17 protein-coding genes and 2 pseudogenes are annotated in these 17,065 nt (G+C 72.5%); 2 read left to right on the top strand and 17 right to left on the bottom strand.

All coding sequences use genetic code 11. From position 1 onward, the window contains the following. Nucleotides 1-142 precede the first annotated feature (142 nt). The 12 genes and pseudogenes from lgt to rpe form a co-directional block, all read right to left on the bottom strand. Entirely contained in the window at nucleotides 143-1,132 is a 990-nt protein-coding gene (lgt, locus tag OVA28_RS14150) for a prolipoprotein diacylglyceryl transferase (RefSeq protein WP_268097409.1), read from the bottom strand. 214 nt (nucleotides 1,133-1,346) lie between these two features. Continuing rightward, complete coding sequence (trpA, locus tag OVA28_RS14155; RefSeq protein ID WP_194660439.1) at nucleotides 1,347-2,141, bottom strand: tryptophan synthase subunit alpha; 795 nt, start codon at nucleotides 2,139-2,141, stop codon at nucleotides 1,347-1,349. Beyond that, the gene (gene trpB, locus OVA28_RS14160; RefSeq protein WP_268097410.1) at nucleotides 2,138-3,352 is read right to left on the bottom strand and encodes a tryptophan synthase subunit beta; all 1,215 of its coding nucleotides are present in this window, start codon (nucleotides 3,350-3,352) and stop codon (nucleotides 2,138-2,140) included. The genes trpA and trpB overlap by 4 nt, the downstream gene beginning before the upstream one ends. Before the next feature lie 48 nt (nucleotides 3,353-3,400). Continuing rightward, a complete protein-coding gene (gene trpC, locus OVA28_RS14165; protein ID WP_268098216.1) occupies nucleotides 3,401-4,174 on the bottom strand; it encodes an indole-3-glycerol phosphate synthase TrpC in 774 nt (257 codons plus the stop codon). A 16-nt stretch (nucleotides 4,175-4,190) separates the two neighbouring features. Next, entirely contained in the window at nucleotides 4,191-4,430 is a 240-nt protein-coding gene (locus tag OVA28_RS14170) for a DUF6704 family protein (RefSeq protein ID WP_194660437.1), read from the bottom strand. Further along, on the bottom strand, nucleotides 4,417-5,145 hold the full coding sequence (locus OVA28_RS14175; protein ID WP_268097411.1) for a Trp biosynthesis-associated membrane protein: 729 nt from the start codon (nucleotides 5,143-5,145) through the stop codon (nucleotides 4,417-4,419). Before OVA28_RS14175 ends, OVA28_RS14170 begins: the two co-directional genes overlap by 14 nt. Next, nucleotides 5,142-6,707: an anthranilate synthase component I gene (locus tag OVA28_RS14180; protein ID WP_268097412.1), complete on the bottom strand. Its 1,566-nt coding sequence runs from the start codon at nucleotides 6,705-6,707 to the stop codon at nucleotides 5,142-5,144. Before OVA28_RS14180 ends, OVA28_RS14175 begins: the two co-directional genes overlap by 4 nt. Nucleotides 6,708-6,790: 83 nt before the next feature. Next, nucleotides 6,791-7,162: pseudogene (gene hisI / locus OVA28_RS14185) on the bottom strand (phosphoribosyl-AMP cyclohydrolase); the annotation flags it as partial. A 7-nt stretch (nucleotides 7,163-7,169) separates the two neighbouring features. Further along, nucleotides 7,170-7,958, bottom strand: coding sequence for an imidazole glycerol phosphate synthase subunit HisF (gene hisF, locus OVA28_RS14190; protein ID WP_268097414.1), 789 nt, complete (start codon nucleotides 7,956-7,958; stop codon nucleotides 7,170-7,172). Next, nucleotides 7,955-8,794 (bottom strand): ATP phosphoribosyltransferase, encoded by an 840-nt coding sequence (gene hisG / locus OVA28_RS14195; protein ID WP_194660433.1) that lies wholly within the window; start codon nucleotides 8,792-8,794, stop codon nucleotides 7,955-7,957. The genes hisF and hisG overlap by 4 nt, the downstream gene beginning before the upstream one ends. Before the next feature lie 44 nt (nucleotides 8,795-8,838). Further along, on the bottom strand, nucleotides 8,839-9,102 hold the full coding sequence (locus tag OVA28_RS14200; protein ID WP_071275117.1) for a phosphoribosyl-ATP diphosphatase: 264 nt from the start codon (nucleotides 9,100-9,102) through the stop codon (nucleotides 8,839-8,841). A 9-nt stretch (nucleotides 9,103-9,111) separates the two neighbouring features. Continuing rightward, complete coding sequence (gene rpe / locus OVA28_RS14205) at nucleotides 9,112-9,777, bottom strand: ribulose-phosphate 3-epimerase (protein ID WP_071275113.1); 666 nt, start codon at nucleotides 9,775-9,777, stop codon at nucleotides 9,112-9,114. Nucleotides 9,778-9,822: 45 nt separating this feature from the next. Between rpe and OVA28_RS14210 the strand changes: the two genes are divergently transcribed. Further along, the gene (locus tag OVA28_RS14210; RefSeq protein WP_268097415.1) at nucleotides 9,823-10,416 is read left to right on the top strand and encodes a hypothetical protein; all 594 of its coding nucleotides are present in this window, start codon (nucleotides 9,823-9,825) and stop codon (nucleotides 10,414-10,416) included. Between the two features lie 9 nt (nucleotides 10,417-10,425). Here the strand turns inward: OVA28_RS14210 and OVA28_RS14215 are convergent, their stop codons facing one another. Then, nucleotides 10,426-11,928 (bottom strand): RsmB/NOP family class I SAM-dependent RNA methyltransferase, encoded by a 1,503-nt coding sequence (locus tag OVA28_RS14215; protein ID WP_268098217.1) that lies wholly within the window; start codon nucleotides 11,926-11,928, stop codon nucleotides 10,426-10,428. After that, entirely contained in the window at nucleotides 11,925-12,866 is a 942-nt protein-coding gene (locus tag OVA28_RS14220) for a methionyl-tRNA formyltransferase (RefSeq protein WP_268097416.1), read from the bottom strand. Before OVA28_RS14220 ends, OVA28_RS14215 begins: the two co-directional genes overlap by 4 nt. A gap of 112 nt (nucleotides 12,867-12,978) precedes the next feature. On the opposite strand from OVA28_RS14220, the gene OVA28_RS14225 reads away from it, so the two are divergent. After that, nucleotides 12,979-13,449: a DUF4383 domain-containing protein gene (locus OVA28_RS14225; RefSeq protein WP_194660429.1), complete on the top strand. Its 471-nt coding sequence runs from the start codon at nucleotides 12,979-12,981 to the stop codon at nucleotides 13,447-13,449. Nucleotides 13,450-15,264: 1,815 nt separating this feature from the next. On the opposite strand, the pseudogene OVA28_RS14230 reads toward OVA28_RS14225, so the two are convergent. From OVA28_RS14230 to rpoZ, 3 genes and pseudogenes are all read right to left on the bottom strand, one after another. Continuing rightward, nucleotides 15,265-15,543: pseudogene (locus tag OVA28_RS14230) on the bottom strand (primosomal protein N'); the annotation flags it as partial. Between the two features lie 8 nt (nucleotides 15,544-15,551). Beyond that, nucleotides 15,552-16,766, bottom strand: a complete 1,215-nt coding sequence (metK, locus tag OVA28_RS14235) for a methionine adenosyltransferase (RefSeq protein ID WP_268097417.1) — start codon at nucleotides 16,764-16,766, stop codon at nucleotides 15,552-15,554. 5 nt (nucleotides 16,767-16,771) lie between these two features. Next, complete coding sequence (gene rpoZ / locus OVA28_RS14240; protein WP_056124209.1) at nucleotides 16,772-17,038, bottom strand: DNA-directed RNA polymerase subunit omega; 267 nt, start codon at nucleotides 17,036-17,038, stop codon at nucleotides 16,772-16,774. Nucleotides 17,039-17,065: the final 27 nt, after the last annotated feature.

Consider the following 17,065-nt stretch of genomic DNA (forward strand, 5'->3'; position numbering starts at 1 on the left):
GGGCGGGCCCGAAGTGGGCGGAACTGGTGCCCGTGCGCGGCGTCAGCGGTGGTTGCCGGGACGCCGTGCGGAGGATGGGGACCGCTTGTGGCAGACCCGTTGGGAGTGGTGCTGGTGGGGTGACGGCGCGGGGGCCGCCGCCTCAGGAACGATCGACTGCTGTGGCGACCGGTCCGGACCCGGCGCCGACGGGGACGTCGTCGTCGTGCTCCGAGTAGGTGTCGTCCGAGTCTACGGACTTCGCTCGCGGCTCGCGACCAGGCAGGTACGGGCTCGGTTCCTTGCCGGTGTGCCGACGGGACTGCACCACGAAGACGACGATGCCGATCAGGATCGCGGCGAACGCGACCCAGACGTTGGTGCGGACGCCGAAGAAGGTCTCGCTCGTGTCGACGCGGATCGACTCGAGGACGGAGCGACCGATGCCGTACCAGATGAGGTAGAGCGCGAGCACCCGGCCCCACTGCAGCTGGAACCGGCGGTCGATGAGCAGGATCACCGCGACGCCGACGACGTTCCAGATGATCTCGTAGAGGAACGTCGGGTGGAACAGCGTGCCCTCGGGCAGACCGGTCGGGTACGCGGCGTTCGAGGACTCGATCTGCAGACCCCACGGCAGGCTCGTCGGCATGCCGAACAGCTCGTGGTTGAAGTAGTTGCCGAGGCGGCCGAAGGCCTGTGCGAGCAGCATCGCCGGGGCGACGGCGTCGAGGAACGCGGTGAAGCGCAGGCCGACCTGGCGGCAGCCGAAGTACGCGCCGACCGAGCCGAGGATGAGCGCCCCGAAGATCGCCAGGCCGCCCTCCCAGATGTAGAGGAAGGACCACGGGTCGCGCCCGGGACCGAAGTAGTCGCTGAAGTGCGTCAGGACGTGGAAGAGCCGACCGCCGACGATGCCGAACGGCACCGCCCAGATCGCGATGTCGATGATGATCCAGCGCTCGACGCCGCGGGCGTTCAGACGGCGGTTCGTCAGGATCACGGCGGCGACGATCCCCAGGAGGATGCAGATCGCGTACGCGTGGATGCGGAAGTCCAGCGGCAGCGACCAGCCGAACACGTCGCGCAGCCAGGCGGTGAGGTCGAAGTACTGCCAGGCCGTGCTGGGGCTCGGGATGCTCAGGAGGGGCATGGAGGTGCTTTCGCCTTTCGTTGCTGCGCAGCCGGTGCGGCCGGGCGGTGGGTCGACCCGCGTCGACCCCGGATCACTGTAGCGCGGCTGGTCCGGTGGTCAGGAACCGACGGCGCTGTCTGTGGGAACCGTGATGCGGTGTGGACGGGAGGCCCGGTGCGGGTGAGCGGGTCTGCTCACCCGCACCGGGCCTCCTGTCCGGGACTGCTGCTGCTCAGCGGCGCTGGGCGCCGACCGTCAGCTCGGCGGCCCGCTGCCCGACGCCGGTGACGCCGAGGTCGGCGAGGGCGCGGACGAAGGCCGACCCGACGATGGCGCCGTCGGCGTACTCGAGGACTTCGGCGACCTGGTCGGCCGTGGAGATGCCGAGCCCGACGCAGGTGCGGGCGACGCCCGCGTCGCGGAGTCGGGAGACGACCGTGCGGGCGGCGACGTCGACACCGAGGCGGGCACCGGTGACGCCCATCGTCGAGACGGCGTACACGAATCCGCGGCTGGCCTCGACGGCCTGGTGCATGCGGACGTCGGACGAGGACGGTGCCGCGAGGAACACGCGGTCGAGGCCGGTGCGCTCGGAGGCGTCCATCCACGCGCGGGCCTCGTCGGGGATGAGGTCGGGCGTGATCAGGCCGGCGGCCCCGGACTGCACCAGGTCGTCGGCGAAGCGCTCGACGCCGTACCGGAGCACCGGGTTCCAGTACGTCATCACGAGGACGGGGACGTCGACGCGCTCGGTGATGGCGTGCACGGCGTCGAAGACCTGCGCGACGCGGAAGCCGTTGGCCAGGGACTCCTCGGCCGCGCGCTGGATGACGGGGCCGTCCATCACGGGGTCGGAGTACGGCAGGCCGAGCTCGATGACGTCCACGCCGTTCTCGGCCAGGGCCACGGCGGCGTCGATGCTGGTCTCGAGCGTCGGGAAGCCGGCGGGCAGGTAGCCGACGACCGCACCCGCGCGGTCGGTGTTCGCCTGGTCGATCGTGGTGGCGACGGTCCGGTTCGTGCTCACAGCTGCTCCGCAGTCTCGTCGAGGATGCCGAAGTACCGGCTGGCCGAGGCCACGTCCTTGTCGCCGCGCCCGGAGAGGTTCACCAGGATGACGCCGTCGGGGCCGAGCTCCTTGCCGAGCTTGATCACCCCGGCGAGGGCGTGGGACGACTCGATCGCCGGGATGATGCCCTCGGTCTGGCTCAGCAGACGGAAGGCCTCCATCGCCTCGGTGTCGGTGATGGGCTCGTACTGCGCACGGCCGATGGACGCCAGGTAGGCGTGCTCCGGGCCGACGCTCGGGTAGTCGAGGCCGGCGGAGATGCTGTGGCTCTCGATCGTCTGGCCGTCCTCGTCCTGCATGAGGTACGACTTGGCGCCCTGCAGCACGCCCTCGCGGCCGAGGGTGATGCTCGCCGCGTGACGCCCGGTCTCGACGCCGTCGCCGCCGGCCTCGTACCCGAGGAGCCGCACGGACTCGTCGTCGAGGAAGGCCTCGAAGATGCCCATCGCGTTCGACCCGCCGCCGACGCACGCGGCGACGGCGTCGGGCAGGCGACCGACGAGGTCGAGGACCTGCTGGCGGGCCTCGACCCCGATCACCTTGTGGAACTCGCGGACCATCTCCGGGAACGGGTGCGGACCGGCGACCGTGCCGAGCAGGTAGTGCGTCGAGTCGACGTTGCCGACCCAGTCGCGGAGGGCGTCGTTGATGGCGTCCTTCAGGGTGCGCGACCCCGTCTCGACGGGGATCACCTCGGCGCCGAGCAGCCGCATCCTGGCGACGTTGAGCGCCTGGCGGTCGGTGTCGACGGCGCCCATGTACACGACGCAGTCCATGCCGAAGAGCGCTGCGGCCGTCGCGGTGGCCACGCCGTGCTGGCCGGCACCGGTCTCCGCGATGAGGCGGGTCTTGCCGAGGCGCTTGGCGACGAGCGCCTGGCCGAGCACGTTGTTGATCTTGTGCGAACCGGTGTGGTTGAGGTCCTCGCGCTTGAGGATCACCCGGGCACCACCGGCGTGCTTGGCGAAGCGCGGCACCTCGGTGATGATCGACGGGCGACCGGTGTAGTCGCGCTGCAGGGTGTCGAGCTCCTCGTGGAAGGCCGGGTCTGCCCAGGCCTCGCGGAAGGCGGCTTCGAGTTCGTCGAGGGCCAGCACGAGGGACTCGGGGACGAAGCGTCCGCCGAAGTCGCCGAAGTACGGGCCGTGGAGGTCACGGAGTGAGGTCACGATGGTGCTCCAGGGGTGCCCGGCGCGGACGCCGAGCGGACGGGGTGGTCAGGCGTCGAGGAACGACGCGAGCGTTGCGGCCGGGTCGGCGCCGGTGACCAGCGCCTCCCCGACGAGGACGACGTCTGCTCCGGCTGCCCGGTAGTGCGCGACGTCGGCGGGGCTCGACACGGCGGACTCGGCGACCCGGACCACACCGGTGGGGATGCGGTCGGCCAGGGAACCGAAGAGGTCGCGGTCGAGCGAGAAGTCGGTGAGGTCCCGGGCGTTGACGCCGAGGATACGGGCGCCGGCGTCGATCCCGCGGGACAGCTCGTCCGCGGAGTGGGCCTCGACCAGGACGCGCATGCCGAGCTCCTCGGCCAGGCCGTGCAGCTCCACGAGCTGGGCCTGGTCGAGTGCGGCGACGATGAGCAGGACGATGTCCGCCCCCGCCGCGCGGGCCTCGACGACCTGGTAGGGGTCGGCGATGAAGTCCTTGCGGAGCACCGGCACCGACACGCGCGCCTTGACGGCTTCGAGGTCGGCGAGCGACCCGAGGAACTTCCGGCCCTCGGTCAGCACGCTGATCGCCGAGGCACCGCCGCGCTCGTAGTCGGCGGCGAGGGCGGCCGGGTCCTCGATCGGGGCCATGGACCCACGGGAGGGGCTGGCGCGCTTGACCTCGGCGAGGACCTTCACGCGCTCCCCTGCCGACAGGAAGTCGAGGGCGTCGAGTGGGGAGGTCACACGGTCGAGGTCACGTTCGACGTCGGCGTACGGACGGTCGAGGCGACGGGCGGCGGCGTCCTCGAGCGCGCCCGCGACGAGGGTCTCGAGCACGTTCGGCATGCTCGCCCTACTCGTTGTGGTGCTTGCCGACGTACTTCGGACCGTTGACGCCGTAGCCGGCACGCCCCATGACCCAGCCGACGATGAGGCCGATCACGACGATCCCGGCGGACGCCCAGACGCCCCACGCGATGTCGAACCAGAAGCACAGCGTCCCGATCGCGAAGCCAGCCAGCATGATGATGACGGACGTCCAGGCTGCCGGCGAGTGGCCTTCGCCGAGATCTGCGGGCTCAGTGGTGCTCACGGTGCTCCTCGTGGTCGTGGGCGTCGTCGGTCGTACGACGCGTGTCTGATCCTACCGTGCCGAGGCTGTCCGTCTCGGTCACGGGGACCGGGTCGGCCTCGGTCACGGTGACCGGGTCGGCGGGGTCCGTCGGGTCGAGCCCGGCGCTGAGGTCGTCCCAGTCGACGATCGCGTCACGCTGGACCGGAGCCGACGCCGGCGCGGTCGCAGTGGGCGTGGCGGCGTACTTGCGGCTCGGGCCCGGCCAGGACCGCTGCACGACGAGCACGACGACCCCGAGCAGCACCGCGAGGACGCCCCCGGCGATGCCGACGGCCGGCCACGCGGTCACGTCGACGCTGGTCACGATGCGCCGCACCGCACCCAGGTCACTGACGCCGGCGACCTCACCGACAGCACCGCGCGCCGCGGAGACCGGGTCGCTGAGCGCGGACACCCCGGACACGACGATGCCGAGGCCGAGCAGGATCTCGATGCCGGCGAGGACGACCCGGACGACCCGACCGGCGATGGTCATGGCGAGGAACAGCGCGAGCAGGGCGATCGCCAGCGCGGTGAACTGCGGGACCGCAGCGGCCCCGTCGGCGACGACCGTCGGGGTCACGGCCGCGTCGGCGTCCAGGCGGAGCGTGAACCACGTCTGCGTCCACGAGAGCATCACGATGCCGGCGACCGCCAGGCCGAGCACGACGACGAGCGGACGGGAGCGCTTCATGACCGGACCTCGCGCATGCGGTTCGCGGTGGCGACGGCCCGGAGCGGCGCCGCGGCCTTGTTGACGGCCTCGGCGTGCTCGGTCGCCGGGTCGGAGTCGGCGACGATCCCCGCTCCGGCCTGCACCCGCGCGACGCCGTCCTTGATGAGCGCCGTCCGGATCGCGATCGCCAGGTCGGCGTCCCCGGCGAAGTCGAAGTAGCCGACGACCCCGGCGTACGCACCGCGCTTGGCCGGCTCGAGCTCGTCGATGATCTCCAGCGCGCGCGGCTTCGGCGCCCCGGAGAGCGTGCCGGCCGGGAACGTCGCCCGGAACACGTCGATCGCCGACTGCTCGGGACGCACGACGCCCTCGACGCTCGACACCAGGTGCATGATGTGGCTGAAGCGCTCGACGGTCATGAACTCGGTCACCGCGACGGTGCCGGGCTCGCACACCTTCTGCAGGTCGTTGCGGGACAGGTCCACGAGCATCAGGTGCTCGGCCCGCTCCTTGGGGTCGTCGAGCAGGTCCTCGCCGAGGCGCACGTCCTCTTCCGGGGTCGCCCCACGCGGGCGGGACCCGGCGATCGGGTGCGTGATGACCCGGCCGTCCTGCACCTTGACCAGTGCCTCCGGGGAAGCGCCGACGATCCAGAACGGCTCGCCCTCGGTATCCGCCATGGACAGGAAGTACATGTACGGGCTCGGGTTGAGCGTGCGGAGCACCCGGTAGACGTCGAGCGGGTCGGCCGTGACGTCGTGGTCGAACCGCTGCGAGATGACGACCTGGAAGACGTCGCCGTCGCGGATGAAGTCCTTCGACCGCACGACGGAAGCCATGTAGTCGTCCGGGGTCGTGCGGTGCCTGGCGGTGGGCTCGGCGATGTCGAAGGCCTCGGCGACGGTGGCCGGGCTCGGCTGCACGAGGTCGGCCTGCATCCGGTCGAGGCGCTCCTGCGCTCCGGTCCAGAGCGCGTCGGCGTCGTCGGTGCCGTCGTTCAGGGCACTCGCGACGAGCAGGACGAGTCCGGTGCGGTGGTCGAGGGCGGCGAGCTCGGCGACGAAGGCGAGTGACTGCCCGGGCACCTCGAAGTCGGCCGGCGGCACGTTCGGCAGGTGCTCCAGCTGCCGGACCGCCTCCCATCCGATGAACCCGACCGTCCCGCCGACGAGCGGCGGGGTGCCCGGGACGCGGGGGGTGGCCCAGCGCTCGTGGAGCCGGGCGAGGACCTCGAGCGGCGCGCCGTCGAGCGAGCCGACGGCACGGTCGGCGCTCATGCCGGTGTCGATCCACGCGGCCTGGTCGCCGTCCTGCGTCAGGACGCCGTAGCTGCGCACACCGACGAACGACCAGCGGGACCACAGCCCGCCCTGGCCGGCGGACTCGAGCAGGAACGACCCGGGGCGGCCGTCGGCGAGCTTCCGGTAGACGCCGACCGGGGTCTCGCTGTCGGCGTAGAGGGCGCGCACCACCGGGACGACACGGTGGCCGTCCGCCACCAGGGCGTCGAACTCCGGACGGGAGGTCGTGTGCGGCTTGTCGGGGATCGTCGCGGACGACGGGGCGGTCGTCGTGGTCATCGGGTCGCCTCCGTCACGTCGGCGACCGTCGCGTCGGCGACCGTCGCGTCGGCGACCGTCGCGTCGGCGACCGTCGAGTCGGCGGCCGGGGCCGACGCGGTCACGGGGTCGAGCGGGTCGACGTCGAAGCAGCGGTGGGCACCGGTGTGGCACGCGGCACCGACCTGCTGGACGGTCACCAGGAGGGTGTCGTCGTCGCAGTCGAGCGCGGCTGCCCGCACGTACTGGGCGTGCCCGGAGGTGTCGCCCTTCCGCCAGTACTCCTGCCGCGAGCGGGACCAGAAGGTCACCCGCCCCTCGGTCAGGGTGCGGCGGAGGGCTTCGCGGTCCATGTAGCCGAGCATGAGGACGTCCTTCGACGACTCTTCTTGCACGACTGCCGGGAGCAGTCCGTCCGCACCGAAGCGCGCGCGGTCGAGGACCGCCTCGGTGCTGGTGCTGGTGCTGTCGGTCATGAGGCTCCTAGCGTACGGCGTGCCCGGACTCCCGCAGGGCGTCCTTGACGTCGCCGATGGTCATCTCCGCGCGGTGGAACACGCTGGCGGCGAGGACGGCGTCCGCACCGGCGTCGACGGCCGGTGCGAAGTGCTCGACCCGCCCGGCACCGCCGGATGCGATCACCGGCACGGTCGACACGGCGCGCACGGCGCGGACCAGGTCGAGGTCGAAGCCGTTCTTCGTGCCGTCGGCGTCGATCGAGTTCACGAGCAGCTCACCGGCGCCCCGCTCGACGGCCTCGCGCGCCCAGGCGACGGCGTCGATGTCGGTCTCCGTGCGGCCGCCGTGGGTCGTCACGACGAAGCCGGAGTCGGTGCGGTCGGAGCGCTTGACGTCGAGCGAGAGCACCACGGCCTGCGCGCCGAAGCGGTCGGCGATCTCCCCGACCAGGTCCGGCCGGGCGATGGCCGCGCTGTTCACGCCGATCTTGTCCGCGCCGCACTGCTGCAGCCGCGACACGTCGTCGACACTGCGGACGCCACCACCGACGGTGAGCGGGATGAAGACCTGCTCGGCCGTCCTGGTCACCGTGTCGTACATCGTCGAGCGGTTCTCGACCGTGGCCCCGACGTCGAGGAACGTCAGCTCGTCGGCGCCCTGCTCGTAGTAGCGCGCGGCGAGCTCGACCGGGTCGCCGGCGTCCTGCAGGTCGAGGAAGTTGACGCCCTTGACCACCCGGCCGCCCGAGACGTCGAGGCACGGGACGACACGGACCGCGACGCCGCCACGGGCGCCGCCCACGGCGGGGCTCACAGGCGTGCGGCGTGGATGGGGCTCACGAGGATGGCGCGGGCGCCGAGGTCGTAGAGCGCGTCCATGATCAGGTTGGCGTCGTCGCGCGGGATCATCACGCGGACGGCGGACCAGTCGCGCCCGTGCAGCGGCGAGACCGTCGGGGACTCGATGCCCGACGCGATCGCGGTCGCCTGCTCGAGCAGGTCGGTCGGGATGTCGTAGTCGAGCATCACGTAGCCACGGGCGACGAGCACGCCCTGCAGCCGACGGCGGAGCACGTCGATGCCGGGGATGGTCTCGTCGGTGGAGATCAGCAACGCGGTGGACTCGAGGATGACCGGCCCGAAGATCTCCAGGCCCGCCTGACGCAGGGTGCTGCCGGTCGAGACGACGTCGGCGACCGCGTCCGCGACGCCGAGCCGCACGGCGCTCTCCACGGCACCGTCGAGCTGCACGAGCGTGGCGGTCACCCCGTGGCGACCGAGGAACTCCCCCACGAGGCCGGGGTAGCTCGTCGCGACGCGGACCCCGTCGAGGTCCTGCAGCGAGCCGAAGCGCCCGGGCGTGCCGGCGAAGCGGAAGGTCGAGTCGGCGAACCCGAGGGCGTCGACCTCGTGTGCCTGGGACCCCGAGTCGAGGAGCAGGTCGCGGCCGGTGATGCCGACGTCGAGCGCGCCGGAACCGACGTAGGTCGCGATGTCGCGCGGACGGAGGAAGAAGAACTCCACGCCGTTGCGCTCGTCGATGAGGTGGAGGGCCTTCGGGTCACGACGACCGGCGTAGCCGGCCTCCCGCAGCATCTCGGAGGCGGTCTCGGAGAGCGAGCCCTTGTTGGGCACGGCGATGCGCAGCATCAGGTGGTCTGCTTTCTGGTGGAGGTCGGCGACTGGTCAGCGCGTCACAGATGTCGCCAGACGTCCGCCGGGGTGAGGCCCTTCGCGACCATGAGCACCTGCAGGTGGTACACGAGCTGCGAGATCTCCTCGGCCGTGCGGACGTCGCCCTCGTACTCGGCGGCCATCCAGACCTCGGCGGCCTCTTCCACGATCTTCTTGCCGATCTGGTGCACGCCGGCGTCCAGTTCGGCGACGGTGCCGGAGCCCTCGGGGCGCGATGCGGCCTTCTCGGTCAGCTCCGCGAACAGCTCGTCGAACGTCTTCACGGGACCAGGCTACCGTCCCGCGAGCGCACGCTGCGCCGCGTCACGGAGGTCGCGGATGCGGGACTCGGGGTCGCCGCCGTAGACCGCGGACCCGGCGACCAGGGTGTCGGCCCCGCTCCGCACGGCCTGGGGCACGGTGTCGACCGCGATGCCGCCGTCGACCTCGAGCCAGACGTCGAGTCCGGAGGCGTCGACGGCCGCGCGGGCGTCGGCGAGCTTCGGCATCACCTCGGGCATGAAGGACTGGCCGCCGAACCCGGGCTCGACCGTCATGAGCAGGATCATGTCGTAGGCGTCGAGGTGCGCGAGCACGGGGGTGATCGGCGTGCCGGGCTTCACCGCGACCGCGGCACGGGCGCCGTTCGACCGGATCGCCGCGGCGGTCGCCACCGGGTCGGTCGCGGCTTCGAGGTGGAACGTCACGCTGGACACCCCGAGCTCGGCGTACTTCGGGGCCTCGGTGTCGGCGTCGGTGATCATCAGGTGGACGTCGAGCGGCACGGGTGACACCTGCTGCAGCCGCTCGACGATCGGCAGCCCGAGCGTCAGGTTCGGCACGAAGTGGTTGTCCATGACGTCGACGTGCACCAGGTCGGCGGTGGCGATGCGCCCGAGCTCACGCTCGAGGTTCGCGAAGTCGGCGGACAGGATGCTCGGCGAGATGCGGATCGTCACACGACGAGCCTACCGGCGCTCGACGGGTCCACTTAGGCTGCTGGCATGACCGATGTCGATCCGGAGTCCATCCTGGTGCAGGTCGTGTTCGCCCCCGACGCCGGTGCACCGCTGCCCGACGTGATCCGGGAGCTCGAGGACGTCCTCGAGGTGATGGACTTCGCGCTCTTCCTGTCGCACGGCGACGTCGTGCGCTGGGACAACGGCGGCGGCCGCGGCCAGGTCCGACTGGCACGGCTCGACCACGGCACGCCGGTCACCGTGGACATCGAGCTGGTCATGTCCGGCGGCCTCGGACTGACGCACGGCGACGCCCTCGCGGGCGTGGCGGCTGCCGGCGCGGTGCTGCTCACCGCCGCGCGGAGCGGCCCGCCAGCGGACGACCCGGCGGCACCGGCGTCGACCGACGACCCCGTGCCCACCGCACGGCAGGTCGACGCCGACGCCGAGCGCCGGGTGGTCGAGGCGATGGAGCGGGTCGCCTACGACGCCCGCGGCACGGACCTCGCCTGGCGCATCCGCGAGGCCGAGGAGCAGAACGTCACGGCCGCCGACGGGACCCTCGGCAAGGGACTGCGCTTCGTCCGCGCCGCGGGGCGGCTCTCCCGCAACGACGGCTTCGACTTCCGGATGGAGTGACCGGAGGCGTCACCGACGACGGAACAGCGCGATGAACATCGCGTCCGTCCCCACGCGGTGCGGCCAGAGCTGCGCCGTCATGCCGTCCGCGACCTGGGGGTCCCGGGCGGCGACCGAGCGGACCACCGAGGCCGTGTCCACCTGCTCGAGCAGGTCCCCGTGCCGTCGCATCAGCGCGTCGACCTGCCCGCGCGTCTCGGCGAGGTGCGGCGAGCACGTGACGTAGGCCAGCGTGCCGCCCGGTGCGAGCACGCGCACCGCGGCGTCGAGGAGCTCCGTCTGCAGCACCGCGAGCTCCTGCACGTCCTCGGGCACCTTGCGCCAGCGGGCCTCCGGTCGGCGCCGGAGTGCGCCGAGGCCGGTGCACGGAGCGTCGAGCAGCACGCGGTCGTACCGCACGCCGGAGCCGTCCTGGCCGTACCGGCGGGCGTCGCCCTCGACGACGCTGACGGTGTCGCCGAACGCCGCGAGGGCCTTCCGGACCAGTCCGACACGCGCCGGCACGAGTTCGTTCGCGACGAGGGTCGCGCCGGCCTGTGCGGCCTCGGCTGCGAGCAGTGCGGCCTTGCCACCGGGTCCGGCACAGAGGTCGAGCCACCGCTCCCCCGGCTGGATCGCGGAGGACCGGCTGAGTGCCAGGGCGGCGAGCTGCGAGCCCTCGTCCTGCACGCGGAGCCGTCCGGCGGCGATGCCCGGCACCCGGGCGGGGTCACCGGTCACGCCGCGGATGCCGACGGGCGACACGGGCAGCGCGTCGGCGTCCGCCACGACGTCGGCGGCCTCGGCCGGGACGGGAGGCTCGGAACCGGTCGCGTCGTCGCCCTGCGGCTCGGCGTCGACCGGCTCCACGGCCGTGGTCGCGGTGCGCAGGTCGGCCTCCGTCGCGAGTCCGGGCAGCGCGGCGAGCTGGACACGGGGTGCGACGTCGTCGGCCGCGAGCAGCGCCACGAGTTCGTCGCGGGAGCGCTCGGCCGCGAGGGCGTCCCGGAGCGAGGCGATGACCCACGCCGGGTGCGACCAGCGCGTGGCGAGGAGCTCGTCCCCGGACAGGCCGCGGGTGATCTCGGTGTCCCACTCCTCGGGCGTCCTCGCCGCGACCTTGCGCATCACCGCGTTGACGAAACCGGTGGCGCGGTGGGCGCCGACCTCGCGGGTGAGCTCGACGGTGGCGGAGACGGCAGCGTGCGTGGGCGTGCGCATCGCGAGCAGCTGGTGGACCCCGAGACGCAGGACGTCGAGCACGTCGGCCTCGACGTTGCCGACCTTCCGACCGGAGGCGGCCTCGACGATGGCGTCGTACCGACCGATCATCCGGATGGTGCCGTAGGTGAGCTCGGTCGCGAAGCCGGCGTCACGCGCAGAGAGCGCGGCCCGGCGGATGCGCGTCGGGAGCAGGAGGTTGGCGTAGGCGTCGTCGACCTGCACGGCCCGGATCACGTCGAAGGCGACCCGGCGGGCGCTCGGGCCGCGGACCGTGCGGGTCTCGGGACGGTGCTGCTGGTGCGGGCTCATGCGAGGACCTTCCCGTCGAGGGTGCCGAGGCCACGGGCCCAGGCGGCGGCGTCCATCGCCGTCTTGCCGGCCGGCTGCACCCGAGCGAGCACGAGTGGCTCGTCGGCGGTCCCGACGAGGAGGGCGCCGCCCTGGAGCGTCAACGCGCCGGGGGCGAGCGACGGGGCGGGGTCTGCCGGGCCTCCTGTCCGGGGCATCCGGTGGGACCGGAGCAGCTTGACGCGCGTCTCCCCGAGGTGCGCGAAGGCACCCGGCTCCGGCGTCACGCCGCGGATGTGGGCGTGGACGGCAGTGGCCGGCGCGGCGAAGTCGACGCGACCGTCCTCGATGGTGGTCTTCGGGGCGGTGGTCGGCTCGCCCACCTGGTCCGTGGCGGTGGCGCTGCCGTCCGCGATGCCGTCGACGACCCGGGCGACGACCTCGGCACCGGTCTCGGCCATGGCGGCCAGGACCTCGCCGGCCGTCGCCTCGGGGTCGATGTCGAACGGTTCGCTGGCGAACACGGGGCCGGCGTCGAGCGCCTCCACGAGCTGGAACACCGTGGCGGCGGTCCGCGTGTCGCCGGCCATCACGGCACGCTGCACGGGTGCGGCGCCGCGGTACGCCGGCAGGTCGGAGAAGTGCAGGTTGACCCAGCCGTGGCGCGGGGTGTCGAGCGCCGCACGGCGGAGCAGGGCGCCGTAGGCGACGATGACGCCCAGGTCGACGTCCAGCTCGGCGATACGGCGGGTGACCTCGTCGTCGACGCGGGCGGCCTCGAGCACGGGCAGCCCGAGCTCCTCCGCGACCTGGGCGACCGGTGTCGGGGTCAGGACGCGCTTGCGGCCCTGCGGTGTCGGCGGACGTGTGAGCACCGCGGCGATCTCGTGGTCGGACGCCGCGAGCCGACGGAGGGTGGGGACGGCCGCAGCGGGGCTGCCGGCGACGACGAGACGCATGGGTTCGATCCTCCCATGCCGGCACCGCCCCGGGCTGCCCGCCGCTGTCCGTCCGGCGCAGGAGCGAGCCGTCCGGGAACCAGCCGAGAGCGATGTGCGTACGGTCCCGCTCATGGCAGACATCACCACCTCCACCAACCGGTACGCCGGTTCCACCATCCAGAAGGCCACGCTCGTCGTGGGCATCGTGTTCCTGGTCGTCGGGATCGCCGGGTTCGTCCCCGGCATCACCACCGGCGACCTCGGCGGCGCCGGGCACGGCTCGATGGCCATGCTGCTGGGGCTGTTCCAGGTCTCGGTCCTGCACAACATCGTGCACCTGCTCTTCGGGATCGTCGGGCTGGCCGCCGCCCGGAGCGCCGTCGGCTCCCGCAGCTACCTGGTCATCGGCGGCATCGTCTACCTGGTGCTGTTCGTCTACGGGCTGTTCACGGCCGACCACGCGTCCGCCGCGAACTTCGTCCCGCTGAACACCGCCGACAACTGGCTGCACCTGCTGCTCGCCGGCGGCATGGTCGCCCTCGGCGTGTTCCTGCCGCGGCCGGACGGACGCCAGCGCCGCGACCGCACCACCACCGCCTGAGGTCGTCTCAGACCTCGGCGAACGGCTCCGCGTCGTCGAGCCGCGCCCGCAGTGTGGGTGCGGCTCGACGACGGTTGCCACCCGGGAGCACCCGCCGTGTCGACGACCGGCGGATGACCTCGGCCTTGAGCGTCGCGGCGACCTCGGTGCATGGGCGTAGGGGAACCGCACGATCGCCCGGACCGTGCCGGGCACGGGGTCGTCGACCGGGACCGGTCCGAGCACCGGCCCGACCGGCGCCGCTCCGAGGGCCTCGACCGCCGCGGTCACCGCGTCTTCCGTCCCGGTGAGCGTCGCCACTCGGACGGCCGGCGGGAACATGAGTTCGCGGCGGTCGACGAGCTCGTCGTGGGCGGGCGTGTCGAGTCGCCACAGCGCCATCGCCGTCGCCAGTGACCCGCCGATGCCGACCAGGTAGACCTCGGCCCCGGGAGCGCCCTTGGCAGCTGCGTTCGTCCAGAAGCGCAGCACCTCCTCCTGCACCCGGAGGCCCTCGCGCCCGAGCATCTTCTCGCCGTCGAGGAGCAGCACGCAGGCGTACCCGCCGGGCGTCGACGGCTCCGCACCGCGCGTGGCCACCACGACCGCCGGGCGAGCCGGGACCTCGTCGATCGGGCGTGAGCCGTCCGCGACGATGATGCGCGTGCCCGGGAACGCCCGACCGAGCTCGTCCGCGGTGCGCTGCGCCCCCTGGCCGACGGCCTTGAGCTTCCCACCGCCACACGTCGGGCAGCGGTACCCCGCCGCGAGGGCCCCGCAGAACCGGCACTGGGGAACGGCGCCGTGCGTCGGGCTGCCGAGGGGTCCCCCGCACACCCGGCAGTGGGCGCGTTCCCCGCAGTCGGCGCAGACGAGCCCGGTGCCGAAGCCCGGGTTGGCGACCTGCACGAGCACGGGGCCGGTGCGGCTGGCCTCCCGGGCGGCACGCCAGGCGCTGCTCGGGATCCGGGCCTGTGCGGCGAAGCCCTCGGCACTGACCTGTTGCGCCGTCGGGATGACCTTCGGCACCGCGGCCCGGAGCGGCGTCACGTCGTCGAGCCAGTGCAGCTCCACCAGGCGCTGCACGTCGGTGCTCCGTGCGTGGGAGAGGAACAGCAGTGCGGCACCCGACTGCGCCGCTCGGACCAGGGCCACGTCCCGGGTGTGCACGTAGGGCGCGCGGGGCTCGATGAAGGATGCGTCGCCGTCGTCCCACATCGCGATGAGGCCGAGGTCACTGGCCGGCGCGTACATCGCCGTGCGGTTGCCGATCGCGACGACCGGGTGCGTGCGGGCCTGCAGCAGGGCCTTCGCGCGTTGCCCGTTCGTCTGCTTGGCGTCGAAGCGGACCACGCGCTCCGCGGGGACCAGGGCGTGCAGGGCGCGTTCCAGGTCGGTGAGGTCGCGGAAGTCCGGCACCGCGATGACCGCGGACCGCTCGGTGGCCAGGGTGCGGGCGGCGGCCTGCGCCAGGGTCAGCGCCCAGCCGGGCACCCAGGCGGGGTCGTCGGGGACGGAGACGGAGACAGGGGCTGGCGCATCGGCGTCCGCGTCCGCGTCTGCATCTGTATCTGCATCGGCCTCGGTGTCCTCCGGTACCGCGCTCGGCAGCTGCACGGGGTGTGGGATCGCCGCGACGGCGGCACGATGGTTCGTCGCCAGGATGCCCTCGACGACGCCGTCGGCGTACCCGGTGACCGCGGGGGCCTCGACCGCCGGCAGCACATGGTCGGCATCCCGCGCGAGCCAGGCCTTCTCGACCCGGACCTGCCGCGTCGGCACCGCGAGCCGGAGCACGTCGCTCGCCACGCCGGCGGCCCGGTCGGCCACGGCACGAGCGAGCGCCCAGATCTCCGGCGCGAGCACCGGCACCGGACTGACGAGCGTCTCGATCGCACTCAGCTCGCCGGGGAACGCCCCACCGGGGGCCCCGGGACCGTCCTCGACGACCTCGATGACGTAGGCGTCCGACATCCGGGCGCCGGTGCGGAGCGGGACCTTCACGCGGACCCCGGGCACGCACGCGTCCTCGTGCTCGGCCGGCACCCGGTAGTCGAACAGTCGGTCGAGCTGCGGGAGCGGCGAGTCGAGGACGACGCGCGCGACGGTGGTCACGCGGTCACTCAGACGGTGGCGGCGACGAGTCCTGCGGCCTGGCGGAGGGCGTCGACACGGTCGAGCTGCTCCCAGGTGAACCCGGGGAGCTCACGACCGAAGTGGCCGTACGTCGCCGTCTGCGCGTACCGCGGCTTGAGCAGGTCGAGGTCACGGATGATCGCGGCCGGACGCAGGTCGAACACCTGACGGATCGCGGCCTCGATGACCGCGTCGTCCACGTGCCCCGTGCCGAACGTCTCCACGTAGAGCCCGACGGGCTTCGCGCGGCCGATCGCGTACGCGACCTGGACCTCGAGACGGTCGGCGAGCCCCGCGGCGACCGCGTTCTTCGCGACCCAGCGCAGCGCGTACGCCGCCGACCGGTCGACCTTGGACGGGTCCTTGCCGCTGAACGCCCCACCACCGTGCCGGGACGCCCCACCGTAGGTGTCGACGATGATCTTGCGTCCGGTGAGCCCGGCGTCGCCCTGGGGCCCACCGATCTCGAACCGGCCGGTCGGGTTCACGATGACCTCGACGTCCGCGGAGTCGAGCTCCACCTGGTCCAGGACCGGGCGGACGACGTGCTCCGTGATCGCGGCCGTCAGCTCGTCGAGCGTCACGCTCGGCGAGTGCTGCGTCGAGACGACGACGGTCTCGATGCTCTTCGGCACGACGCCGTCGTACCCGACGGTGACCTGGGTCTTGCCGTCGGGCCGCAGGAACGTCAGCTCCCCGGACTTCCGGACGGCGGCCAGGCGCTCGGCGAGCCGGTGCGCGAGCCAGATGGCGACGGGCATGTACTCGGGCGTCTCGTTCGTCGCGAAGCCGAACATGATCCCCTGGTCACCCGCACCCTGGCGGTCCAGCGGGTCGACACCGGCACCGGAGCGGGAGTCCAGCGACTCGTCGACGCCCTGCGCGATGTCCGGCGACTGCGCGCCGATCGAGACCTCGACGCCGCACGTGGCGCCGTCGAAGGAGACCTCGGACGAGTTGTAGCCGATGCCCGTGATCACGTCACGGACCAGCTTCGGGATCTCGACGTACCCCGACGTGGTGACCTCACCGGCCACGTGCACGAGCCCCGTCGTCACCATCGTCTCGACCGCGACCCGCGCGTGCGGGTCGACGGCGAGCAGGGCGTCGAGGATCGTGTCCGAGATCTGGTCACAGATCTTGTCGGGGTGCCCCTCCGTCACCGACTCGGACGTGAACAGGCGCAGCGTGCTGGACGTCACCGGGCTCAGACGGTGGGCTGGGGCTGCTGCTTGGTGACGGTGAGCTTGTCCTCGTTGATCTCGTGGAGGGCCACCGACAGCGGCTTGTCGTCGATCGTGGAGTCGACGAGCGGACCGACGTTGTCGAAGAGCGAGCCCTCGTGCAGGTCGGCGTAGTAGTCGTTGATCTGTCGCGCGCGCTTCGAGGCGAAGATGACGAGCGCGTACTTCGACTCCACCTTGGACAGCAGGTCGTCGATGGGCGGGTCGATGATGCCCTGGGGGTTGGCCATGGTGTCTCCAGACAACGAGCGGATGCG

It is taken from the genome of Curtobacterium sp. SL109 (assembly GCF_026672405.1).
In the GTDB taxonomy this organism is placed as follows: domain Bacteria; phylum Actinomycetota; class Actinomycetes; order Actinomycetales; family Microbacteriaceae; genus Curtobacterium.

Bases quoted from the DNA above. Each gene is read 5' to 3' on its own strand.
- lgt (WP_268097409.1), bottom strand. From the start codon at position 1,132: ATGCCCCTCCTGAGCATCCCGAGCCCCAGCACGGCCTGGCAGTACTTC.
- OVA28_RS14175 (WP_268097411.1), bottom strand. From the start codon at position 5,145: ATGAAGCGCTCCCGTCCGCTCGTCGTCGTGCTCGGCCTGGCGGTCGCC.
- OVA28_RS14180 (WP_268097412.1), bottom strand. From the start codon at position 6,707: ATGACCACGACGACCGCCCCGTCGTCCGCGACGATCCCCGACAAGCCG.
- hisG (WP_194660433.1), bottom strand. From the start codon at position 8,794: ATGCTGCGCATCGCCGTGCCCAACAAGGGCTCGCTCTCCGAGACCGCC.
- OVA28_RS14210 (WP_268097415.1), top strand. From the start codon at position 9,823: ATGACCGATGTCGATCCGGAGTCCATCCTGGTGCAGGTCGTGTTCGCC.
- OVA28_RS14215 (WP_268098217.1), bottom strand. From the start codon at position 11,928: ATGAGCCCGCACCAGCAGCACCGTCCCGAGACCCGCACGGTCCGCGGC.
- OVA28_RS14220 (WP_268097416.1), bottom strand. From the start codon at position 12,866: ATGCGTCTCGTCGTCGCCGGCAGCCCCGCTGCGGCCGTCCCCACCCTC.
- OVA28_RS14225 (WP_194660429.1), top strand. From the start codon at position 12,979: ATGGCAGACATCACCACCTCCACCAACCGGTACGCCGGTTCCACCATC.
- rpoZ (WP_056124209.1), bottom strand. From the start codon at position 17,038: ATGGCCAACCCCCAGGGCATCATCGACCCGCCCATCGACGACCTGCTG.